Source organism: Halomonas sp. DP1Y21-3, assembly GCF_019801245.1.
Taxonomy (GTDB): Bacteria; Pseudomonadota; Gammaproteobacteria; order Pseudomonadales; family Halomonadaceae; genus Halomonas; species Halomonas litopenaei.
In genome coordinates, this window is record NZ_JAHVJM010000004.1 from 443714 (window position 1) to 469102 (window position 25389).

The 25389-nt window shown below is 66.1% G+C and carries 22 protein-coding genes and 1 tRNA gene; 7 read left to right on the plus strand and 16 right to left on the minus strand.

Annotated elements, in window-relative coordinates; genetic code table 11:
* Positions 1-51 precede the first annotated feature (51 nt).
* The 3 genes from KUV74_RS14155 to imuA are packed head-to-tail and all read right to left on the minus strand — an operon-like array spanning position 52 to position 5508.
* Entirely contained in the window at positions 52-3294 is a 3243-nt protein-coding gene (locus KUV74_RS14155; protein ID WP_222516641.1) for an error-prone DNA polymerase, read from the minus strand.
* The gene (locus KUV74_RS14160; RefSeq protein WP_222516642.1) at positions 3278-4708 is read right to left on the minus strand and encodes a Y-family DNA polymerase; all 1431 of its coding nucleotides are present in this window, start codon (positions 4706-4708) and stop codon (positions 3278-3280) included. The genes KUV74_RS14155 and KUV74_RS14160 overlap by 17 nt, the downstream gene beginning before the upstream one ends.
* Complete coding sequence (gene imuA, locus KUV74_RS14165; protein WP_222516643.1) at positions 4705-5508, minus strand: translesion DNA synthesis-associated protein ImuA; 804 nt, start codon at positions 5506-5508, stop codon at positions 4705-4707. The genes KUV74_RS14160 and imuA overlap by 4 nt, the downstream gene beginning before the upstream one ends.
* Before the next feature lie 430 nt (positions 5509-5938).
* Here imuA and KUV74_RS14170 point away from each other — a divergent pair, with 430 nt between their 5' ends.
* From KUV74_RS14170 to hypE, 5 genes are read left to right on the plus strand one after another with little or no spacing between them, the layout of a single operon-like run.
* Complete coding sequence (locus tag KUV74_RS14170; RefSeq protein ID WP_222516644.1) at positions 5939-6703, plus strand: acylphosphatase; 765 nt, start codon at positions 5939-5941, stop codon at positions 6701-6703.
* Positions 6633-8780, plus strand: a complete 2148-nt coding sequence (gene hypF, locus KUV74_RS14175; protein WP_222516645.1) for a carbamoyltransferase HypF — start codon at positions 6633-6635, stop codon at positions 8778-8780. Before KUV74_RS14170 ends, hypF begins: the two co-directional genes overlap by 71 nt.
* Positions 8740-9030 (plus strand): HypC/HybG/HupF family hydrogenase formation chaperone, encoded by a 291-nt coding sequence (locus KUV74_RS14180; protein WP_045994052.1) that lies wholly within the window; start codon positions 8740-8742, stop codon positions 9028-9030. The genes hypF and KUV74_RS14180 overlap by 41 nt, the downstream gene beginning before the upstream one ends.
* Positions 9027-10178 (plus strand): hydrogenase formation protein HypD, encoded by a 1152-nt coding sequence (gene hypD, locus KUV74_RS14185; protein WP_222516646.1) that lies wholly within the window; start codon positions 9027-9029, stop codon positions 10176-10178. The genes KUV74_RS14180 and hypD overlap by 4 nt, the downstream gene beginning before the upstream one ends.
* Positions 10175-11230 carry a hydrogenase expression/formation protein HypE gene (gene hypE / locus KUV74_RS14190; RefSeq protein ID WP_222516647.1) on the plus strand — a complete coding sequence of 352 codons (1056 nt, stop codon included), beginning with the start codon at positions 10175-10177 and terminating at the stop codon, positions 11228-11230. Before hypD ends, hypE begins: the two co-directional genes overlap by 4 nt.
* A gap of 54 nt (positions 11231-11284) precedes the next feature.
* Here hypE and KUV74_RS14195 read toward each other — a convergent pair whose 3' ends face one another.
* The 9 genes from KUV74_RS14195 to hybD all read right to left on the minus strand — a co-directional run bounded on the left by KUV74_RS14195 (position 11285) and on the right by hybD (position 18810).
* Positions 11285-12850 (minus strand): sigma-54 interaction domain-containing protein, encoded by a 1566-nt coding sequence (locus tag KUV74_RS14195; protein ID WP_222516648.1) that lies wholly within the window; start codon positions 12848-12850, stop codon positions 11285-11287.
* 8 nt (positions 12851-12858) lie between these two features.
* A complete protein-coding gene (gene hypB, locus KUV74_RS14200) occupies positions 12859-13899 on the minus strand; it encodes a hydrogenase nickel incorporation protein HypB (protein WP_222516649.1) in 1041 nt (346 codons plus the stop codon).
* Entirely contained in the window at positions 13899-14240 is a 342-nt protein-coding gene (gene hypA / locus KUV74_RS14205; RefSeq protein ID WP_108132930.1) for a hydrogenase maturation nickel metallochaperone HypA, read from the minus strand. The genes hypB and hypA overlap by 1 nt, the downstream gene beginning before the upstream one ends.
* A gap of 53 nt (positions 14241-14293) precedes the next feature.
* Positions 14294-15319, minus strand: coding sequence for a hypothetical protein (locus KUV74_RS14210; RefSeq protein ID WP_222516650.1), 1026 nt, complete (start codon positions 15317-15319; stop codon positions 14294-14296).
* Positions 15316-16302 (minus strand): [NiFe]-hydrogenase assembly chaperone HybE, encoded by a 987-nt coding sequence (locus KUV74_RS14215; RefSeq protein ID WP_222516651.1) that lies wholly within the window; start codon positions 16300-16302, stop codon positions 15316-15318. Before KUV74_RS14215 ends, KUV74_RS14210 begins: the two co-directional genes overlap by 4 nt.
* Positions 16299-17153, minus strand: a complete 855-nt coding sequence (locus KUV74_RS14220; protein ID WP_222516652.1) for a hydrogenase expression/formation protein — start codon at positions 17151-17153, stop codon at positions 16299-16301. Before KUV74_RS14220 ends, KUV74_RS14215 begins: the two co-directional genes overlap by 4 nt.
* On the minus strand, positions 17150-17560 hold the full coding sequence (locus KUV74_RS14225; RefSeq protein ID WP_222516653.1) for a hypothetical protein: 411 nt from the start codon (positions 17558-17560) through the stop codon (positions 17150-17152). Before KUV74_RS14225 ends, KUV74_RS14220 begins: the two co-directional genes overlap by 4 nt.
* A gap of 82 nt (positions 17561-17642) precedes the next feature.
* The gene (locus KUV74_RS14230; RefSeq protein WP_213229664.1) at positions 17643-17972 is read right to left on the minus strand and encodes a HypC/HybG/HupF family hydrogenase formation chaperone; all 330 of its coding nucleotides are present in this window, start codon (positions 17970-17972) and stop codon (positions 17643-17645) included.
* Positions 17973-17979: 7 nt separating this feature from the next.
* The gene (gene hybD / locus KUV74_RS14235) at positions 17980-18810 is read right to left on the minus strand and encodes a HyaD/HybD family hydrogenase maturation endopeptidase (protein WP_222516654.1); all 831 of its coding nucleotides are present in this window, start codon (positions 18808-18810) and stop codon (positions 17980-17982) included.
* Here hybD and KUV74_RS14240 point away from each other — a divergent pair.
* A complete protein-coding gene (locus KUV74_RS14240) occupies positions 18793-19191 on the plus strand; it encodes a hypothetical protein (protein ID WP_222516655.1) in 399 nt (132 codons plus the stop codon). The two genes, hybD and KUV74_RS14240, sit on opposite strands and share 18 nt — an antisense overlap.
* 368 nt (positions 19192-19559) lie before the next feature.
* On the opposite strand, the gene cybH is transcribed toward KUV74_RS14240, so the two are convergent.
* The 3 genes from cybH to KUV74_RS14255 are packed head-to-tail and all read right to left on the minus strand — an operon-like array spanning position 19560 to position 23262.
* A complete protein-coding gene (gene cybH, locus KUV74_RS14245; protein ID WP_222516656.1) occupies positions 19560-20336 on the minus strand; it encodes a Ni/Fe-hydrogenase, b-type cytochrome subunit in 777 nt (258 codons plus the stop codon).
* Positions 20337-20353: 17 nt separating this feature from the next.
* Positions 20354-22168 (minus strand): nickel-dependent hydrogenase large subunit, encoded by a 1815-nt coding sequence (locus KUV74_RS14250; RefSeq protein WP_108448923.1) that lies wholly within the window; start codon positions 22166-22168, stop codon positions 20354-20356.
* Positions 22168-23262, minus strand: coding sequence for a hydrogenase small subunit (locus tag KUV74_RS14255; RefSeq protein WP_222516657.1), 1095 nt, complete (start codon positions 23260-23262; stop codon positions 22168-22170). Before KUV74_RS14255 ends, KUV74_RS14250 begins: the two co-directional genes overlap by 1 nt.
* Positions 23263-23717: 455 nt before the next feature.
* Here KUV74_RS14255 and KUV74_RS14260 point away from each other — a divergent pair.
* Positions 23718-23794, plus strand: a tRNA-Met gene (locus KUV74_RS14260).
* A 166-nt stretch (positions 23795-23960) separates the two neighbouring features.
* On the opposite strand, the gene KUV74_RS14265 is transcribed toward KUV74_RS14260, so the two are convergent.
* The gene (locus KUV74_RS14265; RefSeq protein ID WP_222516658.1) at positions 23961-25292 is read right to left on the minus strand and encodes a M18 family aminopeptidase; all 1332 of its coding nucleotides are present in this window, start codon (positions 25290-25292) and stop codon (positions 23961-23963) included.
* Positions 25293-25389: the final 97 nt, after the last annotated feature.

Genomic DNA, 25389 nt, shown 5'->3' on the forward strand with positions numbered 1-25389 from the left:
ATCCGGTTTTTAACGCCGTATTACCGAGCGCAGGCACTTTTCAGACAAGCCCTAGCGGAAATCCCGCGAGGGCACGCCAAGTTCGGCCCATAAGCCGCTCAAGTCCTCGAGCCGTCCGGCGATCACATGGATCACGCTGCCCTCGCGCTCCAGATGGCCGGTGACCTTCAACAGCCGGGCGTTCAACAGCGCCTGGCGCTGGGCCTTGGCGGTGTCCTTCCACACCACCACGTTGACGTTGCCGGTCTCGTCTTCCAGGGTCACGAAGGTGACCCCGGAGGCGGTGCCCGGCCGCTGGCGGGTGGTCACCAGCCCCGCTACCTGGACCAGATGACCGTGGTCCAGCTCGGCAAGCTCAGTGGCCTTGAGGCAAGGCGCCAGTCCTTGCCGCCCCATGGCAGCCTGCTCGCGCAGCAACGCCATGGGATGGCGGGCAAGGCTAAGCCCCAGATGGCGAAAGTCCTCCTCGAGGTCGGCCTGCTCGCTGGGGGGCGCCAGCTCTGGGGTGGTGTCGTCGAGGATATCGGTCTCGCCCAGCGCCAGTGCCGGATCCGGCGCCAGCAGATTCCAGCGTGCCTGGTAGCGATGGCCGCCGAGGCTCGACAGCGCCCCGGCCGCCGCCAGCGCTTCCCACTCGCGGGCCGACATCGGCGCGCGACGCCTGGCCTCGGCGACGCTGGTATAGCCGTTGGCCGGACGCCTCGCCAGCAGGCTGTCGATGGCACCACGCCCCAGCCCCTTGACCAGGCGAAAGCCCAAACGCAGGGCGCCGTCCGGCTCCAGGGTGGCGTCCCAGTGGCTGGCATTGAGATCCACCGGACGCACCTCGACGCCGTGGCGGCGGGCATCCTGCACCAGCTGTGACGGGCTATAGAAGCCCATCGGCTGGCTATTGAGCAGGCCGCAGCAGAAGGCCGCGGGGTGGTGGCACTTGAGCCAGGCCGAGACGTACACCAGGTGGGCGAAGCTGGCCGCGTGGGACTCGGGGAAGCCGTACTGGCCAAAGCCCTCGATCTGGCGACAGATGGCGTTGGCAAACTCGTCTCTGTAGCCCCTGGCACGCAGCCCGGCGGTCAGCCGCTGCTGGTGTTCGGCGATGGTACCGGCCCGTCGCCAGGCCGCCATGGCCCGCCGCAACTGGTCGGCCTCGCCACCGGAATAGCCCGCCGCCACCATGGCCAGCTTGATCACCTGCTCCTGGAAGATCGGCACCCCCAGGGTCCGCTCGAGCACGCCCCTGACCTCGTCGCTGGGATAGCTGACCTCCTCGATGCCGTCGCGACGCCGCAGGTAGGGATGCACCATGTCGCCCTGGATCGGCCCCGGACGAACGATGGCGATCTCGATCACCAGGTCGTAGTAGTTGCGGGGCTTCAAGCGCGGCAGCATGTTCATCTGGGCACGGCTCTCCACCTGGAAGACGCCGACGCTGTCCCCGCGACTGAGCATGGCGTACACCTCGGGATCATCCCGGGGCACCCGAGACATCGCCATGGCCTGATGCTCGCCCTCGCTCTCGCTCTCGTCGTCGCTCTCGCCCGTGCTCTCGTAGCAGCGCCTGTCGTCGTCCCGGTGTTCGCCTCCGTCTGACAGCAGCGCCAGGGTCTTGCGAATGGCGGTCAACATGCCCAGCGCCAGCACGTCGACCTTGAGCAGCCCCAGACTCTCCAGATCGTCCTTGTTCCACTGGATCAGGGTGCGCCCTTCCATCGCGGCGTTCTCCACCGGCACCAGCTCGTGCAGCGGCCCGCGCGAGATAACGAAGCCCCCCACGTGCTGTGACAGGTGTCGCGGAAAGCCCAATAGCTGCTCCACCAGTTCGACCAGATGGCGCAGCAGTTCCGGGACGGCAGTGGAGGCGGCCTCTTCACCTCCCGCGCCCACCGTTTCCCCCACCGTCTGCTTGAGCGCCTCGAGCCAGGCGCCCTCGCCCTCGCGTCGATCCAGCCGACTGGCGAGCCAGGCCAGATAGCCCGGTTGCAGCCCCAGCGCCCGCCCCACGTCCTTGAGTGCACTTCTGGGGCGGTAGCTGATCACGGTGGCGGCAAGCCCGGCCCGCTCGCGGCCGTAGCGCCGATAGATGTACTGGATCACCTCCTCGCGGCGCTCGTGCTCGAAGTCCACGTCGATATCCGGCGGCTCGTCGCGCTCCTCGGAAATAAAGCGTTCGAACAGCAGCTGCACCTGACGCGGGTCCACCTCGGTGATAAACAGGCAGTAACAGACCACCGAATTGGCCGCCGAGCCCCGCCCCTGACACAGGATGCCCTGGCGGCGGGCGAAGGCGACGATGTCCTCGATAGTCAGAAAGAACGGCTCGTAGGCCATCCTGGTGATCAGCTCAAGCTCGCGGGCGATCTGCTCGGCGATATCCGAAGGCGTACCCTCAGGGAAGCGCAGCCGCTCGCCCTGGCGCACCTTGTGCGCCAGCCAGGACGACGGCGTATGGCCGTCGGGGACCAGTTCCTCGGGGTACTCGTAGCGCAGCTCACCGGGGTCGAAGCGACAGCGCTCGGCGATACACAGGCTTTGTTCGAGCAGCGCAGGCGCAAAACACTGCGCCAGCCGTGACAGGGGGCGCAGGCAGCGCTCGGCGTTGGGCTCAAGCAGAAAACCGGCGCGCTGCACGCTGGTGCCATGCCGGAGTGCGGTCAGTACATCCTGCAATCGCTTGCGGCTCGGCTGGTGCATCAGGACGCCACCGCTGGCGACCAGCGGCAGGCCGGCGGCACTCGCCAGCCTCATCCGCCTTGTCAATCGCTCCTCCTCGTTAGCCAGAAAGTGGCGCTGGACCATCACCCAGCAGCGCCCGTCGAAGCGTTGCTTTAGCCCGTCCATTCTCTCCCGAGTCCGGGCGTCGTCGTTGCCCGGCAGGTACAGCAGCAGACAGTCCTCGAGCGCCTCCAGGTCCTCCCAGTCGAGACGATAGCTGCCCTTGGGCGCACGGCGACGGCCCAGGGTGATCAGCCGGCACAGGCTGGCGTAGCCGCTGCGGTTCTCGGCCAGCACGACCACGACCTCGTCGGCCAGGCGAAACTCGGCACCGACGATCAGCGCGATCCGGTGGTCTCGGGCAGCCTCCCAGGCGCGCACGATGCCGGCCACCGAGCATTCGTCGGTGATCGCCAGGGCGTTATAGCCAAGCTCGGCGGCGCGGGCGACCAGCTCATGGGGGTGAGACGCGCCCTTGAGAAAGGTGAAGTTGGACAGGCAATGTAGCTCAGCGTAGCCAGGGCCCGGGGCGACTTCGGCAGCGTCAGGTGGCTCGCCGACACGCTCAACCGAACCAGCCATGCAACCACCATTGCGACTCGGCGTCGCGAAAGACCCAGCCGTGGCGACCGTCCGGCCAGCAGGCCACGTGATAGTCACGTCGCGCCGGGGCCTGGTCCCACCAGCCGCTGGCCAGTCGCTCGGGCCCGGCGACCCAGACCAGACGCTCGAGGGTCGCCGGCGTCAGCGGCTCGGGGTGTTCCAGCAGCCAGGCCGGATGGTTGGCGGTCCGGGTTTCAGGCAGTGGCCTGCGGGCGGTCCCCGGCAGCGCTACCAAGCGGGAGGCCCGTTCGGGGCGATGATCCTCCAGCGCCATGGGCTGCAACACGGCGCCATCACCGAGACGAGAACGCAACCGGCTGAACAGTGCCTCGGGGGTGTCTCTGGGCGGCGCCGCCTGAAACAGGTCCGTTGCCACCTCTTGCAGGCTAGCTACCTCGCTGACCTCCAGGCGCAGGCGCAACACCGGTGCTTCGAGTACCACTGATTCCAGGCGCAGCCGGCACAGCTCGAGCCAGGCCTCCGCCGCCTGCTCGCCCCCGGCGTGCCCCACGCTCAGGTGCTGGGCCCCTTCCCGGTGATACAGGGTCAAGGTCAACGACAATGCCTTGACGCAACGCACCTTGAGAAAGCCCTCGAGCTCCGCCAGCAGGCGCCGCAGGGGAAACACGATGCCGGCGGCCAGCTCGATCTCATGGACCAGCTCCCGCTCACGATCGAAGCGAGGCGGCGGCGCGAATACCGGCGGGGGATCGGCGACCTCGCCGGTCAAGCGCTGAAGGTAGCGCCGCAGGTCTGTCCCCAGGCGCGAGGCCAGCGAGGCCAGCGGCAGCACAAGCAGGTCGTTGAGGTGCGTAAACCCGAGTCCCTTGAGGCGCGACTGCTGGCGTGCGGACAGCCCCAGCCGGTCGAGGCGAAGCCTGCCGAGCCTGGCCATATGCTCAGCCTCGCCCTGACCACAATAGCCCCCCGTCCGGGCAAGCAGGCAGGCGGCCAGCGGGGTATGCCCGGTGGCGCTGGACACCTCAAGCTCCAGGGTCGCCAATTCTTCGTGCAGGCGCCGCCACAGTCCCTCGAGTCCGCCGAAGTAGTCGAGCATCGAGGCGATCTCCATCACCACGCCCCAGGACGCGGCGTTCTCCCCCGTCGGCTCGAGACTGACCCGGGCGCTGAAGCGGGCACACCACAGCGCCAGCCCTTCGAGACGACGTCGGTTCACCTCAGGATCCGGCGTCAACAGCCGGAGTCCTGGCTCCAGACACAGTGCGGCATTGATCGTCATGCCCGGCCGCACACCGGCCTGCCAGGCCCCGGCCGAGGCCAGGGCGATACGCTCCCCGTCCTCGCACAGCAACGCGAGAGGTCCGTCATCGCCGGCGCTCAGCACCTCCAGCCCAAGCTGCGGACAGTGAAGGCATAGCCACAGCCCCTTCATGATCGCCCCGCCCCCTTGCGCTCGGAGACGAGTAACACGGGGCGGGATCGACGTTCCCCACTGGGGACGCACGGCAGCGAAGTCGGCCGCGGGCACGGGGGCGACAGCCTAGAGTCGGCCAGGGTGATATCGATGGCCCTGGCAGGCATGGCCCCCTTGCGCTTGAAGGCATGGACCTTGATGCGGCTCGACAAGGGCGCCGTCTCGTCACCGCTGCTCTGATCAGGAGCCGACAGCCGCAGTCGCCAGGGGGCCACTGACCCTTGCCTGGCGAAGTCGGCCGGTCGCATCAGCGCGCCATGGCCGCCCCCTGCCGCCACGGCGAGCTGCAGCCGCCGCAGCCATTGCCCCTGCACCGCGGCGAACCAGCCCAGCACCAGATCGCAGCAGCCGCTCTTCAATGCCTGCTCCATGGCCCACAGCCGCTGCCTGGGATGGCGGGTACGCACGATGACCAGATGCGACAGATCCAGGCCCGCCGCCGCCAGGGCCGCCGCATGAGGCTGCCAGGGTGGGTCGAACCACACCACCCGCTCGCAGTTGCGCATCAGCGGAAGCAACAGACGAACCTCACCGCAACCCGCTCGATCCAGCAGCAGTTCCAGCAGCTCTCCCCGGGGCCAGCCACCGCCGAGCACCTCGTCCAGGGCCTCCACCCCGGTGGAGATCCCGCGCCTCGTGTCGCCCTCCGGCTGATCACGGTGCCACTGTCGCCGCGCCCGCCAGACGCTGCCTCGCTGCATCAAGCGCGAGAGGTCATCACTTGCGTTGTCACGGGCCTGGTTGTCTGCTGCCTTCATCGCTCCTCTCCCGCTCCTGTCCCGCTCCGCTCTTGGTCTGCTCAACTGGCCTGCTCTGCTGGCGTTCGCTGCTGGCGTTCTCTGCTGAGCTGCGCTCCTGGCCCGCTAGATACACCAGCCCGGCCCAGATTTCTGGCCCAGGTTTCAGGTCCAGGTTTCTAGACCACGCCCTGGCCTTAGCGGCCAGACGCCGAGATACCGAATACTGTTATTTTATACAGTACTCGTCCAATGCCAAGTCGGCAATGCAGCGCCAGGGCAATCTGACGATGGGTCAGGAAAGCGGCACACCCGCTCACACCAGCACAGAAGCACCACGGAGGCTCCCCGGGGGAGGGGTATGGTGGTCGTAGAAGGTTGTCACAGCTCAAGTTTGGCTTGCGATAGCTGTGAAATAGTCAGGCAGGTCTTTTCTTCACCGCTGGACGTCATGACCATTCACCCCCCCACGGCACCGCCATGCACCCCAGAGACCACGGTAGAAATCCGGGTCCGCGGCTGCGTGCAGGGTGTGGGGTTTCGTCCGACGGTATGGCAACTAGCCAACCGGCTAGCGCTGGTCGGTGAGGTGCTCAACGACGGTGAAGGCGTGCTGATCCGGGCAGCCGGCCCCAGTGAAAGCCTCGAGAGCCTGATCGAACAACTCAAGCGCGACCCGCCCCCACTGGCACAGATCACCGACATCGAGGTTCGCTCGGGCCTGGCACCGCTGCACCGAGTCGGCTTCACCATCGTCGATAGTCTCGAGGGCGCAACGCGCACCGATATCGCCGTGGACGCCGCCATCTGCGCAGCCTGCACAGAAGAAATACTGAGCCAGCACCAGCGACGCTCCGGTTACGCCCTGACCAACTGCACCCACTGTGGCCCACGCCTGTCGATCATTCGTGACATGCCCTACGACCGGGCGGCCACCACCATGGCTGACTTTGCGCTATGCGAGTGCTGTCGCGCCGAATATCTGGATCCCGGCGACCGTCGCTTCCATGCCGAACCCATCGCCTGTCCGGCCTGCGGGCCCCAGGTGCGTCTGGTGGCGCTGGACGGCGGGCCCGCCATCCAGGGCCCGCCATCCAGGGCCCGCCATCCAGGGCCCGCCGGCCTGCGGGCCCCAGGTGCGTCTGGTGGCGCTGGACGGCGGGCCCTGGATGGCGGGCGAAGACGCCATCGACGCTCACACCACCCCCGCCATTGAGGCTCCCATCGACCAGGCCGTAGCGCTGATCCGCCAGGGCCAGATCCTCGCCATCAAGGGACTCGGCGGCTATCAGCTTGCCTGCGACGCCACCAGCACCGAGGCCCTCGAGCGCCTGCGTCGGCTCAAGCATCGCCCCACACGACCGCTGGCGTTGATGGCAAAAGACCTGGAGATGGTCAGGCGCTATTGCCTGCTCGATGAGCTCGAACAACAGGCACTCTGCTCAGCCGCCGCGCCCATCGTGCTGCTCGAGCGGCGCCGTGACGAGGCCACAGGTCGGCCCCTCGCCGAGGCCCTGGCCCCGGGGCTCGACCGACTCGGCGTGATGCTGCCATCGACCCCCTTGCACGTGCTGCTGTGCCAACGGCTGTCCTTTCCCATCGTGATGACCAGCGGCAACGTCTCCGGGGAGCCCCAGCTGATCGACGATGGCCAACTGGCTGACCGCCTGTCGACGATCGCCAGCCACGCCCTCACCCACGACCGCGCCATCGCCCGGCGTATCGACGATAGCCTGGTACAGCTGGCCGCCGGCAAGGTGCGCATGCTGCGTCGTGCCAGGGGCTACGCCCCGGCATCACTGCCGCTGCCGCCTGGCTTCGAGGACATCTCGCCGGGGCTTGCCCTGGGTCCGCAACAGAAGGCCACCTTCTGCCTGGTGGATGGCCAGCGCGCGATCCTGTCCCCGCATCAGGGTGACCTGGACGACGCCGCCACCCTCGACGACTACGAACGCAACCTCGACGACTTCCTGGCGCTTTACGACCACCATCCCGCCTGGCTGGCCTGCGACACTCACCCGGACTACCGTACCAGCGACATGGCTCGTCACATGGCTCGTCACATGGCTCGGCGAATGGCCGACGACGCCGGCCTGCCACTCGATGCCATTGGCCATCACCACGCCCATATCGCCGCCTGTCTGGCCGACAACGGCTATCCTCGCGACGCCGCTCCGGTACTGGGGATCGCCCTGGACGGCCTGGGCCTTGGCGAGGATGGCGGCCTGTGGGGCGGTGAGTTCCTGCTGGCGGATTATCGCCATTGCCAGCGGTTGGGTTCTCTCAAGTCCGTGGCCATGCCGGGAGCCGGCGCCGCCTCCCGCGAGCCCTGGCGCAACCTGCTGGCGCAGCTCATCGCCGGTCCCGGCCTTGCCGCCCTCAAGCGCCGCCACCCAAACCTTGGCGTACTGAAGCGACTGCAGCAGAAGCCGATCGACACCCTCAGCGGGATGATCGAGGCCGGGCTCAACAGCCCCCTCGCCTCCTCCTGCGGGCGCCTGTTCGACGCCGTCGCCGCCGCCCTGGAGCTGTGCTTCGATCACCAGCACCACGAAGGCGAAGCGGCCATGGCCCTGGAAGCCCTGGCCGCCCGCGCGCTGACACCGACCCCGCCGCCTACGTCACGCACGTCTGGTGCCATTGCGCCCTATCCCTTCGCCCTTCACAGGGAGCAAGGCGGTCACCGGATCCTCGATCCGGCACCGATGTGGACGGCGCTGTTTGACGACCTGGCCGCCGGCAAGGACCCCACGCTGATCGCGGCGCGCTTTCATCTGGGACTGGCCAAGGGGCTTGGCGAGGTCATTGGCGAGATGCTGGACGACGTCGTAGGCGACATGCAGGACGACGCACTCGACGAAGTCTCTAACGACAATGCCCGGCGACTCTCCAGCACGCGCAACGTCAAGGCCATCGCGCTGAGCGGCGGCTGCTTTCACAACCGCACCCTGCTGGAACTGACGCTTAAGTGCCTCGCACCCCTGCCTGTTCAGGTGCTGACCCACCACCAGGTGCCGGCCAACGACGGCGGCATCGCCCTGGGCCAGGCGCTGATCGCGGCGGCGCGGCGGCATCCGCTGGCCTCCGACCAGGCATCGGATAGTCCGACCTCGGCAACCTCAACGATCTCGGCAACCTCAACGATCTCGGCAACCTCAGCAACCTCGACGATCTCGACAACAACAACCGTTCCCTCCATTGCCACTGTCACTACCGCCACCACGGCATCCAATAACGCACAGGAGACCGCCCATGTGTCTGGGAATTCCAGGACAGATCATTTCCCTCGATGACGCCGACGCGCGGCTCGCCACGGTGGACGTGAGCGGGGTCCGACGCCAGATCAACATCGCCTGCATCGTCGATGACGACCACCCGCCCGAACGCTGCGTGGGCGACTGGGTACTGGTCCATGTGGGCTTCGCCCTGAACCGTATCGACGCCGAGGCTGCGGCGCGCACCCTCGAACTGCTGGACGAACTGGGCGACACCCACGAGTTCGACGCTCTGACCTTGACCGGCGACCAGGAGGTCTCTTCATGAAATTCATCGACGAATTCCGCGATCACGCCCGCGCCCGGCAGATCCTTGAACACATCACCACCCTGGTCGCCCGCCTGGCCGAGCAGCGCGGCGGCCCGGTGCGCATCATGGAGGTCTGTGGCGGCCACACCCACGCGATCTTCCACTATGGGCTGGAGGCCATGCTGCCGCCGGAACTGGAGCTGATTCACGGCCCCGGCTGCCCGGTGTGCGTGCTGCCGATGGGTCGCGTCGATGACTGCGTCGCCATCGCCGAGCGTCCCGAGGTGATCCTCGCCACCTTCGGCGACGCCATCCGGGTTCCCGGCTCACGCAAGAGCCTGATGCAGGCCAAGGCCGATGGCGCCGACGTGCGCATCGTCTACTCCCCCACCGACGCCCTGGCACTGGCACGCAAGCATCCGGATCGGGAAGTGGTGTTCTTTGGCCTGGGCTTCGAGACCACCATTCCCTCCACCGCCCTGACCATCGCCCAGGCCGAGCGCGAAGGGGTCGGCAACTTCTCGGTGTTCTGCAACCACATCACCATCATCCCGACGTTACAGGCGATCCTCGACAATCCTGACCATCGCCTGGATGGCTTCCTCGGGCCGGGACACGTGTCGATGATCATCGGCACCGACCCCTACCGCTTCATCGCCGAGCGTTACGGCTGCCCGGTGGTGGTCGCCGGCTTCGAGCCCCTGGATATCCTGCAGTCGCTGCTGATGGTTGTTCGCCAGCTCCACGATGGCCGCGCCGAGGTCGAGAACCAGTACCAGCGTCTGGTGACCAGCGACGGCAACCTCACCGCGCTGGAGTCCTTCCATCGGGTCTACAAGCCCCGCGAGAGCTGCGAGTGGCGCGGGCTCGGCTCGATCGCCGAGTCAGGTGTCCAGATCAAGGACGCCTATCGCGCCTTCGATGCCGAACGCAAGTTCGCGGTGCCCAATCAGCAGGTGGCCGACCCCGACAACTGCCGCTGTGGTGACGTGCTCACCGGCAACCTCAAGCCCTGGCAGTGCGAGCTGTTCGGCAAGCGTTGCACACCGGATCAACCCCGGGGCGCGCTGATGGTCTCCAGCGAAGGCGCCTGCGCCGCCTACTATCAATACGGCGGGGGCAACGTCGATAGCCCGAACCACAGCACAAGCCAGGCCGAATCATGAGCGATACGACACGACGACAGCTTCCCACCCTTGCCGCCCGCGCGGTGACCCAGGCCCACGGAGGCGGCGGCAAGGCCATGAAGGACCTGATCGATGACGTCTTCGTCAGGGAATTCACCGCGCTTCCCGAGGTGCTCGAGGACCAGGCGCGGCTGGAGCTGGCCGAGCTGGCATGCCAGGGCGACCGCCTGGCCATGACCACCGACGGCTTCGTGGTCGACCCGCTGTTCTTTCCCGGTGGTGACATCGGCAAGCTGGCGGTGTGCGGCACCGTCAACGACCTGGCCGTGGGGGGCGCCCATCCCCGCTACCTGTCCTGCGCGGTGATCCTGGAAGAAGGCCTGCCGATCGATGACCTGAGGCGTATCGCCCGCTCCATGGCTACTGCCGCCCGCGAGGCCGGCGTCGAGATCGTCACCGGTGACACCAAGGTGGTCGAGCGCGGGGCCTGCGACGGCGTCTTCATCACCACCACCGGCATCGGCGTCATTCCAGCCGAGCGTAAGCTCGGTATCGAGCGCATCCAGGCCGACGACGTGATCATCGTCAACGGCTGGCTCGGCGATCACGGTGCCGCCATCCTGGCGGCCCGTGGCGACCTGTCACTGGACACCGACCTTGAGAGCGACTGTGCAGCGCTCAATGGCCTGATCGAGGCGCTGCTGGCCGCCGCCCCCGACACACGCTGCCTGCGTGACGCCACCCGGGGCGGCGTCGCCACGGTGCTCAACGAGATGGCCGAGGCCTCCAGGCTTGCCATCGAACTCGACGACCTGGCCCTGCCGCTGCGCAAGGAGGTCCGGGGGATGTGCGAGATACTGGGGCTGGACCCACTTTACCTGGCCAACGAAGGCAAGCTGGTGGCGGTAGTGCCCGCGGCTCAGGCCGAGGCGGCCCTGGCCGCCCTGCGCGGGCATCCGCTGGGAAAGGAAGCCGCGATCATCGGTCAGGCGCTGGACGGCAAACCGGGACGGGTGACGCTGCGCACCGGCTTCGGTGGCCAGCGCATCGTCGACATGCTGGTGGGAGAGCAGCTACCGCGCATCTGCTGATGCGGTACTGACACGCTGATGGTGGTCTGCTCCGGGCCGAGTCCACATCTCGGCCTATTCGGGGTCGCCGGCCGCCTCGCCGATCCCGTAGCGTTGCAGCTTGGCCCTCAGGCCGATGCGCGATAGCCCCAGTTCACTGGCGGTACGCGACTTGTTGCCGCCATGACGCTCGAGCGCCCGGGCCAGGCAGCTCGCCTCCAGGCGCTCGACCCGCTCGCGCAGGGTGCCGGCGTCCTCGTCGTCCTCGACCGGATCGGCTGCCGTATTCGCTTTCGGCGGCTCAGGCAGGTCCTGGCGCCGCTCGGCTGGCGCCTGACGCCATTCATCGGTTCGCAGGTGCGGCGCCAGCAGTTCGACGCCAAGCTTCTCGCCGGTCGCCAGCATCACCATGCGGGTGATCTGGTTTTCCAGCTCGCGCACATTGCCAGGCCAGGTGTAGGCGCACAGACACGCCATCGCCTCCTCGGTGAAGCCGCCGACCCGGACCCCATGGCGGGAAGCGATCCGCGCCAGCAGGACTTCGGCCAGGGCCGCGATATCACAGGCGCGCTCGCGCAGCGGCGGCAGCTCCACCGGGGCCACCGTCAGGCGATGGTAGAGGTCCTCCCGGAAGCGCCCCGCCGCCACCTCGGCCATCAGATCCCGGTTGGTCGCGGCGATGACCCGAACATCCAGCTGACGCACCTCGTTGGAACCCACCGGGCGCACCTCACCCTCCTGCAGAAAACGCAACAGGCGCAACTGAAAGGCGCTGGAGGTGTCACCGATCTCGTCCAGCAGCAGGGTGCCCTCATGGGCCCGCTCCAGCAGTCCGACGCGGCTTGAACTCGCTCCGGTGAAGGCCCCCTTGCAGTGGCCGAACAGCTCGCTCTCCAGCAGTTCATCGGTCACCGCGCCGCAGTCCAGGGCGTAGAAAGGCATCTCCGAGCGCAGGCTGCTGGCGTGGATCGCCCGGGCCATCAACTCCTTGCCGGTGCCGCTCTCTCCTGTCACCAGGACCGGCACGTCGAACCCGGCGATGCGCGCCGCCATGTCGCACAGCGGCTCCAGCGGTGACCCCGGCGCCCGGATGATCGTCTCGAAGCCCCCCGCCTCGCGCATCCGCCGGCGGTGGGCCGCCAGCCGCGCCTGAACGGTCGGCTGGTACAGGGCACGCTCCGCGCGCAGCCGCCGACACTCCCGCTCGAGCTGATACTGACGCAGGGCGACGTCGATGGTTCGCGCCACCACCTCGACCGGACTGCGGCGACAAAGCAGGTGAAACGCCTCGGGCCAGTCACCGACCGAGGTGGGCCCATGATCGGCGATCACCAGACACTGCACCTCGGGCCAGCGATGGGCCAGTTCCCTGGCCCAGCCACCGTCAGGGGACAGTCCCGCACCCCTGGCGGCGTCGCCCTCATGTGCAAGCTCGACAATCACCAGCCCGACCCACTCGGACACCAGCAGCGCCCGAGCCTCTTCCCAGTGCGTCGCCCTCAGGCACTCCAGGCGCCCTTGCGTGACGTCCTCAAGCGAGCCGATTCGCTCGCTGGCGGCACCGACCACCAGCACACTGGGCAGCGACTCGGCGGCTACACCCCGTCCATCGAACAGCGGACCCTCGACCAAGGTGGACATGGCGACCCCTAGCGCTGCTCGAGCATGGCAAGGTGCTGGCGCGCCCGGCTCAAGGCACGCTGCCTGAGCGCCTCACGGCGTGCGTCGATCCAGTCGAGCCAGGCGTCCATGCCTTCACCGCTGGTGGCCGACAGCCGCAGGATCTCCAGTTCGGGATTGATCCGACGGGCGTAGGCTTCGCAGGCGTCCATGTCGAAGTCGACATGGGGTGCCAGATCGACCTTGCTCAGCAGCATCAGTGAGGCGGCGGCGAACATGTGTGGATACTTGAGCGGCTTGTCCTCGCCTTCGGTCACCGACAGGATCACCACCTTGGCGTCCTCGCCCAGATCGAAGCCCGCCGGACACACCAGGTTGCCCACATTCTCGATAAACAACAGGCCAAGCCCGGGCGGACTTACCTGGGGCAGCGCCCGTTCGACCATGGAGGCGTCGAGATGGCAGCCCTTGCCGGTATTGACCTGCAGCGCCGGCACCCCGGTCTCGCGAATGCGCCGGGCGTCATTGGCGGTCTGCTGGTCGCCCTCGATCACCGCCACCCCCTCGGCGCCGAGCCGACGGATGGTGTCCACCAGCAGCGTGGTCTTGCCGGAACCCGGGCTCGACACCAGATTCAGCGCCAGCACACCGTCGGCCTCGAGGCGCTGACGATTGCCCTCGGCGATGGCGTCGTTGCGCGCCAGGATGTTGGTCTCGATCTCCACCAGACGGCGCTGCGACATTCCCGCCACCTCAACGCCGGCGGGTCCTGCGCCACAGTCCAGATGCGGCGAGGCATCCGGCTCGGCAGCGCCAGGGTGGTCCCCGTGGTCATGGGAATGAACATGGCCGTGCACATGCTCATGAGAGTGGGCGTGGGCGTGGGCGTGGGCGTGGTCGTGCTCGTGCTCGTGCTCGTGCTCGTGGGAATGAGGATGAGCATGGGAGTGAGTGTGGGGGTGGGCATGGGAATGAGCACGAGCATGCTCGTGGGGATGAGCATGCTCGTGCTCGTGATGATGGGCGTGACTCTGGTCACCGCTTTCGGCGCATCCGCAGACGGTACACATCAGACAACCTCCAGTTCCTTGACGCGAAGTTCCTCTCCGCCGGTCACGTGCAGACGGGCGCTGGAACACAGGGGGCAATCGTCGCCACGCTGGGCAATATCCACCGTACGATTGCAACCGAAACACCAGGCCGTGGCCGGTATGTTGACGATATCCAGCGTCGCCCCTTCGGCGACGGAGCCACGGGTGGACAGATCGAAACCGAACGCCAGGGCCTCGGGCTCGACGCAGGACAAGGCCCCGATCTCGAGACACACCCGGGTCACCTTCTCGAACGCCTGGACGCTGGCCTGCTCCTCGATCAGTTCGACGATGCTCTGACACAGGCTCAATTCGTGCATGATGACCTCCCCTTGGGCGGGCCTGCCTCCCGGCATGGCGCCTGCGAAGGCGCCTAGCACAGCGCTTCACTCGACTCCTGCCACACCACCGGCAGACAGGGATCGGCACAGCTCAGCGCCATCGCCACCCGCTGCCGGGCCCGGTTGTCGCCATCACTTAGGCCCTCACTGTGACCACAGCACTCGCCCTGACCGTGGGCGGATTCCAGCAAGCGGGAAAGGAAGCCCTGTTGCCGCTCGCCATCGGGGCCGACAGCACCGTCGAGCATGGCGTCGGTCGGGGTGATGATGTGGTAGTCGACGACCCGGTCGTCCCGGCACGCCACCCGATGCACCAGGCGTCCCCGGGCGGCCTCGGCCCAGCCACTACCATCGGCGGCACGCCCACAGCGTGGCTTGCCGGCATCGCTGCTATCCCCAGCAGTGCAGTTGCCAGCGTCGGCGCGCAGCGCAACTATCAACTGCGCCACCTCCACCACCCGCGCCAGCATCCGCGCATACAGACTCCAACCGTCCCGCGCGATAACGCCGCCTAGCGACGCATGACCGGCCACGCGACCCATGAAGGTAGGATCGTCCGCCACGGCGATTCGCCCGAACTCCCGCGGCCAGTCGGCGACCTGTCGCAGCACCTCGGCGGGCCGACTCGGCGCTCGCTCAAGCCACGCCTCGATATCCTCCAGTGCGCGCTCGGCCGGCCCGGCGAACACCCGCGCTTCCAGCACATTCAGACTGGACAGCGAAAGCCCCGCCAGCCCCTTCAGGGAGTCGGCGTCCATCGCCATGCCCAGCACCCCCGGCCAGTCCCGCAGCATGACCAGGCCATGCTCGCGCAGGGTCTCGAGCTGGATATGGCGGTGGCAGTCAGGGGCAAGCGGCAGGTCCATGGCCTTGGCTGCCGCGGCGCTCTGGGCGGCGGCGCACAGGTTGTAGAGACACCCCACCATGGTCATCGCCTCGTGACGATTTCGATCGATCAGCCACTGGGTCGGCATCCGTCCTCGCTGACTCACGCGAAACCCCGGCTCGCCCTCAGGGCTGTGGCCGTGGCCGTGGCTGATGATCAGCGTCGGCATCATGACGACTCGTCCTCGTCCCCTGACGCGGAATCCAAGGGCGCTGCACTGCTGGGGGAGGCTTTGGTGCCGGCAGTGGTGCTCGACGTGCGCCCTGTCAGGAAGTCTCGCCGAGACTCGAGCCCGGGTGCCGGGGGAGACCACTGGCTTACGGCGGCTTCGCCATCGCTGCCTAGGGGTTCGGGGTCGACCGAGGGCGCCGCAGTGCTTTCAGCCACAGCGTCAGCGTCAGCATCTGCCCCGGCGATACCCTCCTCCCCGGCCACGCTCAGCGCGGCGATATCGGCGTGGCGATCCGTCTCGGCGCGGTGGGCCGGATCGAACAGCGCCTCCATGGCGGCGCGCGCCACCTCGGCGGCGTAGGCCTGGCTTGCAAACTCGCTCATGTCGGAAAACAGCGAACAGGCCAGGAAGGCCCCCACCGGCACCCGGGTATTGAAGATGAATTCGTAGTCGCCGGAGGCAAAGGAGTAGACCCGCTTGTCACCGGGACGCAGGCGCTGGGCGTCGTCATCGGGACCAGGGATCACCACCAGATTCATCAGCCAGGGCGCGACCAGGATGCCCAGCAGCCCGCCCTCCCAGGGGATAAACCCCACCGCCTCGACGTGCAGCGACAGATTGTTGAAGGGGGAATCCTTCATGCCGGTGGTCTGGATCTCGCGAAAGGTCTCGACCAGTCGCTTGACGGCGCCCGTATCGGCCGTCGCAGCTCCGGCGGGTGTGGCGAGTGCAGCGGGCGCGGCGGCCGCCCCCCCGACGCCCTGCCGACCATCCAGAACCATAAACTGGTTGCGCTCACCGTCGCACTGGGGGCAGCGCCAGTCCTGGGGCAGCGCCGAGAACGGCGTCCCCGGCTCGACCTGACGGACGGCGTCACCGACGGCCGGGTCATAGCAGTACCAGCAGATCTTGCACTCGAGCCGGGCATCGTCGTCCAGACGCGCCAGGTCTCCGAGAAACGAACCTTCGAATCGTGCCGTCACGCCATCGCCTCCACTACCTGCTTGAGTCGAATCACCGAATCGGCGATGTCTTCGGCCGCCGCGCAGGCCACCTCGGGCACATCGGAGACTTCGATGACGTCCAGAATCAGCGAGTCCTGGGAATTGAAGTAGCGCACCCGCCAGACGTGATCGAGGGCGGTGCTGTCGATACGACAATTGCCGTAGCCCCGCGACAGGATGGTGACCTCGCCCCGACCCAGCGCCTCGTCCAGATAGGCCAGATCCTCCGGGGTATGGGGCAACAGCGACAGGTTGATGGCATAAGGCTCGCCACCCGGAACACGCTCCTCGCAGCGCTCGATCAGCTCCGAGACGATAAAGGGTCCGTTGACCACACCCTGGCCGGCCTCCGGCGGGCAGAAGATACGCTGCTGGCGGCATTGTCCCACCGCCAGGGGCACCACGCCGATCTCGATATGTTCCCGCACACTGCCCGAGGCGTGATCCACATCACGGGACGTCACCCGCCACAGACCGGCGAAGACCGACTCCTGAATCTCGACGGCGCCAGCACCGGTACCAGTGCCACCCACCTTGATCGCGACCTCACCCTCGCCGAGCGCATCGGCCAGCGCCTTGCGATTCTCGGCATCTAGCGACGGCAGCTCGACCATCAGGTTGCCGCCCTCCGGCGTCCACTGGGCGGCCCTGTCGGCCAGAGCGCTGAGGGCATCCAGCGCCGGCCGGATGCGCTCGGGGTCCTCCACCTCGGGAAAGCTCGGCTGAAAGGTGCTCATTCCCGATGGCATCGGCAGGTAATCGAGCACGGCCTCCTCGGGCTGGCTACCAGGCCCGATACCCGGCGATGACGGCATGAATCCCTGGGTCATGTTCGAACACTCCCGTCGCGAGCGATGATATTGGCGCTGGCAGACGTCCCTTGCAGAATGGCGTGGATCTCGCCCAGGTAGTCGTCCCAGTCGCGCACCTTCGAGATCACACCGGCCATCCGCCCGTCCTGGAAAAACAACAGTGAAGGCACCGGCCACACCTGAAAGCGTTCGCGGGTGGCGTCTTCTTCCGCGCGATCCACCACCGCGGACTTGAAGCGCCCCGGGAAGGCCTTGACCAGCTCCGGCAGAATGGCGGCCACATCGTTGGTCTCGAGGTTGGTGGCCGGATCGCCACTGAGAAACAGCACCCGGGCGCCTGGCCCCGTCACGAAGGCTGCCAGTTCCTCCCCGGCGAGGCAGGGATAGTCCAGTTCATTGATCAGCCGGTGCAATGGCCCCGTCATTGGCGTGACTCCCTTGTCGCTCACTTGTCGCTCACTCGCTTGTGTTGTCGATCATCCGCTTGCGTTGTCACCCGTGGCGTACTCACCCGGTGGAGGCACCCGCCTTGCGCGCCGCCTCCAGATGCGGCGGCAGGCGGGGTTCGCCCTGCTCCAGGTCTGCAAACAGTCCCGTCTCGACCGTCCCTCCCTCGGCCGCCATGGCCATGGCCCTTAACGCATCGCTGATGCGCAGCGCCTCATCGGCCTCCAGCACCCGGCGCGCCGCTCCCAGAAATACCAGCAGCCAATCGCCGGGGCTCACCGCCTCGACCAGGGAAATATCGACCTCTTGTCGATCCTCTGCCCCGTCGCTGACACAGATGGCGAGCGTCCCGCTGGCCTCAAGCACCCGCATGGGAATGCCAATGCACATATCGCGGCTACTCCTTTACAGGGCTTTCGGTAACACCATCCCGCTCGCTTCCCGCCTCGCGAGACGGGTCGCCGTACGCACCGCCTGGATGGCCAAGGTCCCTCGCCAGAAAGCGCGGATCACCCACACGGCAGGCATCACGTGGTGAAGGACGCAGATTTTCGTAGTGGTGAAGGGCGAGCGCCGAAGGCGCCAGTTCGGCGATGGGGGCCTGGTGATCGGGCCCGTGTTGAGAGCTGTGTCCGGGCCCGTGTTGAGAGCCGTGTCCGGGGCTTTGTTGAGAGCCGTGTTCGGGGCTCTGTTGGGAGCCGTGTCCGGGGCGGTGTTGAGAGCGAAGCTCAGGCCTTGCGCCCCAGGACGCCAGCTCATCGACCACCAGGCGGATCACCTCGTCGATTCGCGCGGCGATCTCCGGTCGCAGCGAGCCGCCATAATCGTCCAGCACCGAGGGCTGAACACCGACCAGCATCACCTTCTGTGGCTGCCAGCCGAGCAGCTGCGCCGCCGCCAGCACCTCCTGAAAGCCGGTCTGGTGCAGCGACATCTTCTTGGCGCCCATGAAGCTCGGCACCGCGTCATCGCGCACCACGTGCACACTGCCCGGGGCCAGGCCGTAGTCGATGGCATCGATGACCAGCAGGCACTCGCAGGACTGCACGTAGGGCAGCAGGTAGAGTCCCTGGGTGCCGCCGTCCATCACGGTCACCGCCTCGGCAAACGTATAGCGCTGGTGAAGCGCCTCCACCGCGCGGACCCCGAAGCCCTCGTCGGCCCACAGCACATTGCCGATACCAAGCACCAGAATCGATGGCGTCGCCTCGTGATCATCCGTCTTCATGCCGGCTCCTTCGCTGCGCCGAATATCTGCCTGCGCTACTTTAGTTGGCTTTATCCTGCGTCTCGTTCTTCGTTCTTTCCTTGTTCTTTCTTCGCCTCTTTCAGCGGCTCGCTGTTCGTCTTATTCCTGGATCCATTCGCCATAAAAACATCAAGATGCAGCATGAAAGCCAAAGGCCAGCCACGAAGCGCCTTGTTCAACAACAAACAAGACACCGAAAAACAAGACGCTGAAAAACAGGCCGCCAAAAAAACTGTCGAAAACGCTTCCACCTTCGCCACCCATGGCATATGCGAAAGCGATTTTTCACACTACAGCAGCTACTTACATGCACATACCCACGTTGACCTGAAGAAAATCTCGACCATTTCCGCAGAATAACGCCGCCACCTTTCAATAAAAAACATGCCCATCGTTTCGGCACAGCCACATGGCAGATACCCCTACAAAAGTCCAATATCTTCGGATTAAAAGAGAATTTTTCTCATAAAGCACCGGGAATTAACATTTCACAAAATGACTCGTGATTACCTGATTAATACTCGACCACGCCACCGCTCCCACCGGCCTATGCACGCGCTTCGCCACTCTCCCTGAACCCAAACAAAAAGCGCCGGAGACCTCACCCGATATTCTCGGTGGAGCCTCCGGCGCCAACGGTCAGCGCTTACGCCCTTCAACGGCAGGGCTAACGATCAACTGCGAGCAACAGCGAGCAATGACAAGTCACGGCGAGCAACGACAACTCACTACAAGGGGTCGTCGTCCTTGAAGGTGCGCTCCCCTGAGATCATGGTCGAGACGATGCTCTGGCGGGACATGATGTCCTCGCGTATCGCCACGTACACATGGATGATGATGAAGGTGATCATCACCCACATGCCGAGACGATGCAGGGTGTGCACGTCCAGGCTCTGGCCCACCAGCGGGATGACCCAGCCGAACAGCGTGTCCTGCCAACTGCCGCGCAGGGCGCCTTCTGCGTAGAGCGCCATTCCAGTCACGATCATGAACAGGGTGCCGAGGGTGATGAAAATGAACATCGCCAACTGTGCCAGCGGGTTGTGGCCCACGTACTTGCGCGGGCGCTTCTCCAGAAACAGATACCAGCGAAGCTCGAACCACACCTCATGCCACCAGTCACGACGGTGCAACGGCAAGCGAAACAACTGCTTTGCGTGGTGATTGCCGACCAGCGACCAGTAGAACCGAAACAGAAAACCGATCGCCAGGATGTAGCCCGCGGTGAAGTGGGCAAAGCGGATATAGCCCATCACGAAGTGATCACTGGCCTCACCTGACACCGTCGGCAGCGGCTTGCCGATAAAGTAGCCTGTGACGATCAGCACCAGGATGGCCGCCGCGTTGGTCCAGTGCCACAGCCGCAGCGGCGCCTCATAGACGTAGACCGAGGTCTGCTTGACCGAGGAAGGCAGCACCCGCTCCTCCCCGGGGCCAAGCTTGCCAGCCTGAGGGTCCTCCGGGCTGGCCGTTGCAGCAGGTGACGCTTTCGAGTCATGGGACATGGGACACCCTCCCCCGGCTATCTGACGGTGACGCGAGACAGCTCTTCACCGTCTTCGCTCATCACGTGGGTGGAACAGGCCAGGCACGGATCGAAGGAGTGCAGCGTGCGCAAGATCTCCACCGGCTCGTCCGGCCGCTCCATGGGCGTATTCAGCAGTGACGCCTCGAAGGCGCCGATGTTGCCCTCCGGATCCCGCGGGCTGCCGTTCCAGGTGGTCGGCACGATGCACTGGTAGTTCTCGATCTTGCCATCCTTGATGCGGATCCAGTGGCCGTTCATGCCCCGGGGAGCGGCGACCATGCCGACACCGCGTGCCTCCTGGGGCCAGGACGCCGGGTCCCACTTCTCGATATTGGCGGTGGCCAGGTCGCCGGCGCGGATGTTGGCGATCAGCTCATGCCAGTCATCGAGCATCATGGACGCGCAGTAGTGGGCTTCCAGGGCGCGGGCCAAGGTACGGCCGATGGTGGTCGGCAGCGCCTGCTTCGGTGTCAGGCGGGTGCCGGCGAGCTGATTGAGGGCGGCCAGCGACGAGTCCACCTGGTCGATCACGAAGTCATTGCCCTGGGCGTAGTTGAGGATGTAGCGCGACAGCGGCCCCACCTCCATGGCGTGGCCACGCCAGCGTGGCGACTTGATCCAGGAGTACTTGGCGGCCTCGTCGATCTCCTCGATCCGGGTGCGGGTGCCGACGGTGCCCTCGCCCAGTTCGTAGTGGTGCTCGGTCTCGCCGTCCCAGGGGTGCAGGCCACGGGACTCGTCGGCGTAGCGGTACCAGGAGTGGGCCACAAACTCCTGGATCTGCTCGGGGTCGGTGGGGTCCACCTCGTGGATCTCGTTCCAGTTGCCGCCGAGGATGGCGCCGCCCTTGAGCTGGTCGGTGGACTTGTCGTAGTTGACCTTGGAGTAGTCGCCGTAGTCCATCACGTTGGTGGCGGACAGGCCCCCGCCGTACAACCAGCCCTTGTAGAAGCTCGCAATGGCGATGACGTCGGGGATGTAGACGTTCCTGGAGAAGGCGAAGGCTTCCTCCATGCGCGCGCGCACGAAGTTGAGCCGCTCCATGTTGAGTGGCGCCCCGGCCGCCAGATCGCCGTCGATATTGATGGCACAGGGCACCCCGCCGACCATGTAGTTGGGGTGGGGGTTCTTGCCGCCGAACACGGTATGGACCTTGACGATCTCCTTCTGCAGGTCCAGCGCCTCGAGATAGTGAGCGGTCGCCATCAGGTCTGCCTCCGGCGAGAGCCGATAGGCGGGATTGTCCCAGTAGCCGTTCTTGAAAAGCCCGAGCTGCCCAGACTCGATAAAGGTCTTCAGGCGATTCTGGACGTCGCGAAAATAGCCCGGCGACGACAGCGGATGGTTGGGGCCGGTCAACTGCTGCAGTTGCGAGGTCGCCCGCGGGTCGGCCCTCAGCGCATTGACCGGGTTGACCCAGTCCAGCGCGTGCAGGTGGTAGAAGTGCACCACGTGGTCATGCCACTGCAGCACCTTGGCCATCATCTCGCGGATCAGGTGGGCGTTGCGCGGGATGCGGATGTCGAGAGCGTCCTCCACCGCGCGCACCGACGCCAGCGCATGACAGCCGGTGCAGACGCCGCAGATGCGCTCGACAAAGGCCCAGGCGTCGCGCGGGTCACGGCCCTTGAGGATGACCTCGAGCCCGCGCCACATGGTGCCGGTGGACACCGCGTTGCGGATGATGTTGTTGTCATCCACGTTGACCTCGCAGCGCATATGGCCCTCTATGCGGGTCACCGGGTCGACGACGATACGCCGTCCGCTTCTGTCCAGGTTGAACCCGTTAGGGGTGTTGATCTGGGTCATCAGGCTTGCTCCCTGTTGGCTGACGACTGGCGCTTGACCTGCGCCCGTTTCAAGGCGCTGACGGCGGCGTGGACCGCCACCGCACCGCCCACCCCGGTGGCCATAACGCCGCCGATCTGGTCAGCGTTGGCCTCGATGCCGAACTGGTGCACGTCCTGCAGCCGGGCGTACCAGGACCCCTTGTCCCAGAAGCCGTCTTCGGAGCAGCCGATACAGCCGTGGCCGGCCTGGATCGGGAAGCTCACGCCCTCGTTCCAGCGGATGGTCGAACAGGCGTTGTAGGTGGTCGGGCCCTTGCAGCCCACCTTGTACAGGCAGTAGCCGCGACGGGCGCCCTCGTCATCGAAGGACTCGACGAACTGGCCGGCGTCGAAGTGCGGCCGGCGGTAGCACTTGTCGTGGATGCGCTGTGAATAGAACATCTTGGGCCGACCGGTGCGGTCGAGCTCCGGCAGCCGGTCGAAGGTCAGCATGTAGGTGATGACCCCGGTCATGACCTCGGCGATCGGCGGGCAGCCCGGCACCTTGATGATCGGCTTGTCGGTGATGACCTTGTGCACCGGAGTCGCCCGGGTGGGGTTGGGGCGCGCCGCCTGGACACAGCCGTGGCTGGCACACGAGCCCCAGGAGATCACTGCCTTGGCGTGCTCTGCGGTCTCGCGCAGCTGGTCGACGAAGGGCCGCCCACCGACGATGCAGAACATGCCGTCCTCATTGAGCGGCGGGTTGCCCTCCACCGCCAGGATGTAGTTGCCCTTGTAGCGCTCGATGGTGTCGGCCAGGGCGGCCTCGGCCTGATGCCCCGCCGCCGCCATCAGGGTGTCGTCGTAGTCCAGCGAGATCATCGACAGCACCACGTCCTTGACCAGCGGATGGGCCGAGCGGATGAACGACTCCGAGCAGCAGGTGCACTCGAGCCCGTGCACCCAGATCACCGGCGTGCGCGGCTTGGTCTCCATGGCGTGGGCGATCTTGGCGGTGTAGGCAGGCCCGAGCCCCAGCGCCGCCGCCGTCAGTGAACAGAACTTCAGAAATGAGCGACGCGTGACCCCCTGTCGCCGCATCACGTCGTAGAAGGTTTCGATGGGCTCCATCGGCAACGACTCCCCTGTCGTGGTCCTGGATCTCGCCACCGGCGTGATCCCCTGATCTGGAGGCGGCCTGCCCTCGTTACAGCCAAGGCCAGAAGCCGACACGAGGCCTGCACGAAAAGCCATCCAGATCGCCTGTTGTTGTTTCCCTAAACTACAGAGCAAGGCCCGTGCCAGATTGCGGGGAGTACGTCTTTTCAAACACTTGGCGCACTTGATGACCACATGGCGGTAGCGCCCTTTCCAGCGGCCTCCGTCACGCCAGCACAGAACTCGCGCTACACGGCACACAGGTGGTAGCCGGCTTTCCAGCGCGCTGCGCTGACGCCGCCCTGGCCGCCCCGGGCCACTATCAGAGCCGTCATCGGGGCCATCACCAAGGCCGGCATCGGGGCCATCACCGTAGCCCAAGTGCTTGACAACAAGCCGGCAATCCGTACAATATGGCGCCATCCAAAGGCTACGTAGCTCAGTTGGTTAGAGCACATCACTCATAATGATGGGGTCCCCTGTTCGAGTCAGGGCGTAGCCACCAGATACCGAAAGGCCCGTCGATCATCGATCGACGGGCCTTTTCGTTGTGCCTTCCAATGCAACGGTTCAACACCGACGCAGAAAAAACAAAGCGCCTGGCGGTTGCCCGCCAGGCGCTCTGTTATCGTCGTTTCAGCCTTTCAGCAAGCGTGCTGCGAGCGCTGTACCTACACCAGTTCGGCGCTGTTGAAGAAGGCCGTCAGTGCGCGGGTCAGGTGTTCCACATCCTGGCTGCCGGCGGTCTCGCGGATAGAGTGCATCGCCCACTGGGGCACCCCCACGTCCAGCGTCGGCACACCAAGCTCCGTTGCGGTGATGGGGCCGATGGTGCTGCCGCAGCCCATGTCCGCCCGGGTAATAAAGGTCTGCACCGGCACCTCTACCTTCTCGCACAGATCACGGAACATCGCCGCCGTGGCGCTGTTGGTGGCGTAGCGCTGGTTGGCGTTGGTCTTGATCACCGGGCCCGCGTTGAGGCTCGGGCCGTGCTGGGCGTCGTGCTTGTCCTTGTAGTTCGGGTGCAGCGCGTGGGCGTTGTCGCAGGAGATCATCCGCGAGGACTGGATCAGGCGGATATAGCCTTCCTCGGTGCCCTCGCCGACCAGGCCATTCACCCGCTTGAGCACGTCGGCGAGGAACGGACCCTGGGCGCCACAGGCGCTGGCGCTACCCACCTCTTCGTGGTCATTGGCGACCAGCACCATGCCCTGTTCGCCGTCGGCGTCGAGCATCGCTTCCAGGCCAATAAAGCAGGACAAAAGGTTGTCCAGGCGGGCGCTGGCGATCAATTCCTTGCCCACGCCCACCAGCGACGGCGGCTGCAGATCATAGAAGCCCAGCTCGAAGTCCAGCACCTTTACCCCGGTCAGGCCGTGCTCCTGCTCCAGCCTGGCCAGCAGCAGGCGATCGAGGTCGTCGTCCTTGCCCCCCTGCAGCACCACCGGCGCCATCTGGGTCTGAGCATTCATCGCCTTGCCGTCGTTGGCTTCGCGATCCAGGTGGATGGCAAGGCTCGGGATAATGGCGATGGCCTCGGCGACGTTGAGCAGCACGCCCTCGACCCGCCCATCGGCGTGACGGACATGCAGACGCCCGGCCAGGCCCAGGTCCCGGTCGAACCAGGGCGCGAGCAGTGCCCCGCCGTAGACCTGCACGCCAAGCTGCAGCCAGCCCGCAGACGTCTGGCCGGCGTGGGTCTTCAGCCTGAGATTGGGGCTGTCGGTATGGGCGCCGACCATGCGCAGACTGGTGACCGGCTGGCCCTTCGGCAGGTTGACGGCGATAATCGAAGAATCGTTGCGGGTCACGTAGAAGCGGTCACCGGGAACCAAATCCCAGCTATCGGTCTCCAACAGGCGACGGTAGCCGGCGTCCTCGAGCCGCTGAGCCATGTTCGCGGTGGCGTGCCAAGGGCTGGGGGAACGGTGAAGAAACTCAAGCAGCCGACTGAGCCTTTTGGCGCATCCGGCATCATCCTTTGGCAAGCACTCCTGTGACATGGGCGTCCTCTGTTGCATGATAGTGTGGTTCAAGGATTGACCCTAAATGTCGCACAACGGCAAGGGTCAAGGATTGACATCAAGCTGCTACAATGCG

Excerpts from the sequence above, each read along its gene's own strand:
- KUV74_RS14155 (WP_222516641.1), bottom strand. The coding sequence starts at position 3,294 with ATGGCTGGTTCGGTTGAGCGTGTCGGCGAGCCACCTGACGCTGCCGAA.
- KUV74_RS14160 (WP_222516642.1), bottom strand. The coding sequence starts at position 4,708 with ATGAAGGGGCTGTGGCTATGCCTTCACTGTCCGCAGCTTGGGCTGGAG.
- imuA (WP_222516643.1), bottom strand. The coding sequence starts at position 5,508 with ATGAAGGCAGCAGACAACCAGGCCCGTGACAACGCAAGTGATGACCTC.
- KUV74_RS14170 (WP_222516644.1), top strand. The coding sequence starts at position 5,939 with ATGACCATTCACCCCCCCACGGCACCGCCATGCACCCCAGAGACCACG.
- KUV74_RS14180 (WP_045994052.1), top strand. The coding sequence starts at position 8,740 with ATGTGTCTGGGAATTCCAGGACAGATCATTTCCCTCGATGACGCCGAC.
- hypD (WP_222516646.1), top strand. The coding sequence starts at position 9,027 with ATGAAATTCATCGACGAATTCCGCGATCACGCCCGCGCCCGGCAGATC.
- hypE (WP_222516647.1), top strand. The coding sequence starts at position 10,175 with ATGAGCGATACGACACGACGACAGCTTCCCACCCTTGCCGCCCGCGCG.
- KUV74_RS14195 (WP_222516648.1), bottom strand. The coding sequence starts at position 12,850 with ATGTCCACCTTGGTCGAGGGTCCGCTGTTCGATGGACGGGGTGTAGCC.
- hypB (WP_222516649.1), bottom strand. The coding sequence starts at position 13,899 with ATGTGTACCGTCTGCGGATGCGCCGAAAGCGGTGACCAGAGTCACGCC.
- hypA (WP_108132930.1), bottom strand. The coding sequence starts at position 14,240 with ATGCACGAATTGAGCCTGTGTCAGAGCATCGTCGAACTGATCGAGGAG.
- KUV74_RS14210 (WP_222516650.1), bottom strand. The coding sequence starts at position 15,319 with ATGATGCCGACGCTGATCATCAGCCACGGCCACGGCCACAGCCCTGAG.
- KUV74_RS14220 (WP_222516652.1), bottom strand. The coding sequence starts at position 17,153 with ATGACCCAGGGATTCATGCCGTCATCGCCGGGTATCGGGCCTGGTAGC.
- KUV74_RS14225 (WP_222516653.1), bottom strand. The coding sequence starts at position 17,560 with ATGACGGGGCCATTGCACCGGCTGATCAATGAACTGGACTATCCCTGC.
- KUV74_RS14230 (WP_213229664.1), bottom strand. The coding sequence starts at position 17,972 with ATGTGCATTGGCATTCCCATGCGGGTGCTTGAGGCCAGCGGGACGCTC.
- hybD (WP_222516654.1), bottom strand. The coding sequence starts at position 18,810 with ATGAAGACGGATGATCACGAGGCGACGCCATCGATTCTGGTGCTTGGT.
- cybH (WP_222516656.1), bottom strand. The coding sequence starts at position 20,336 with ATGTCCCATGACTCGAAAGCGTCACCTGCTGCAACGGCCAGCCCGGAG.
- KUV74_RS14250 (WP_108448923.1), bottom strand. The coding sequence starts at position 22,168 with ATGACCCAGATCAACACCCCTAACGGGTTCAACCTGGACAGAAGCGGA.
- KUV74_RS14255 (WP_222516657.1), bottom strand. The coding sequence starts at position 23,262 with ATGGAGCCCATCGAAACCTTCTACGACGTGATGCGGCGACAGGGGGTC.
- KUV74_RS14265 (WP_222516658.1), bottom strand. The coding sequence starts at position 25,292 with ATGTCACAGGAGTGCTTGCCAAAGGATGATGCCGGATGCGCCAAAAGG.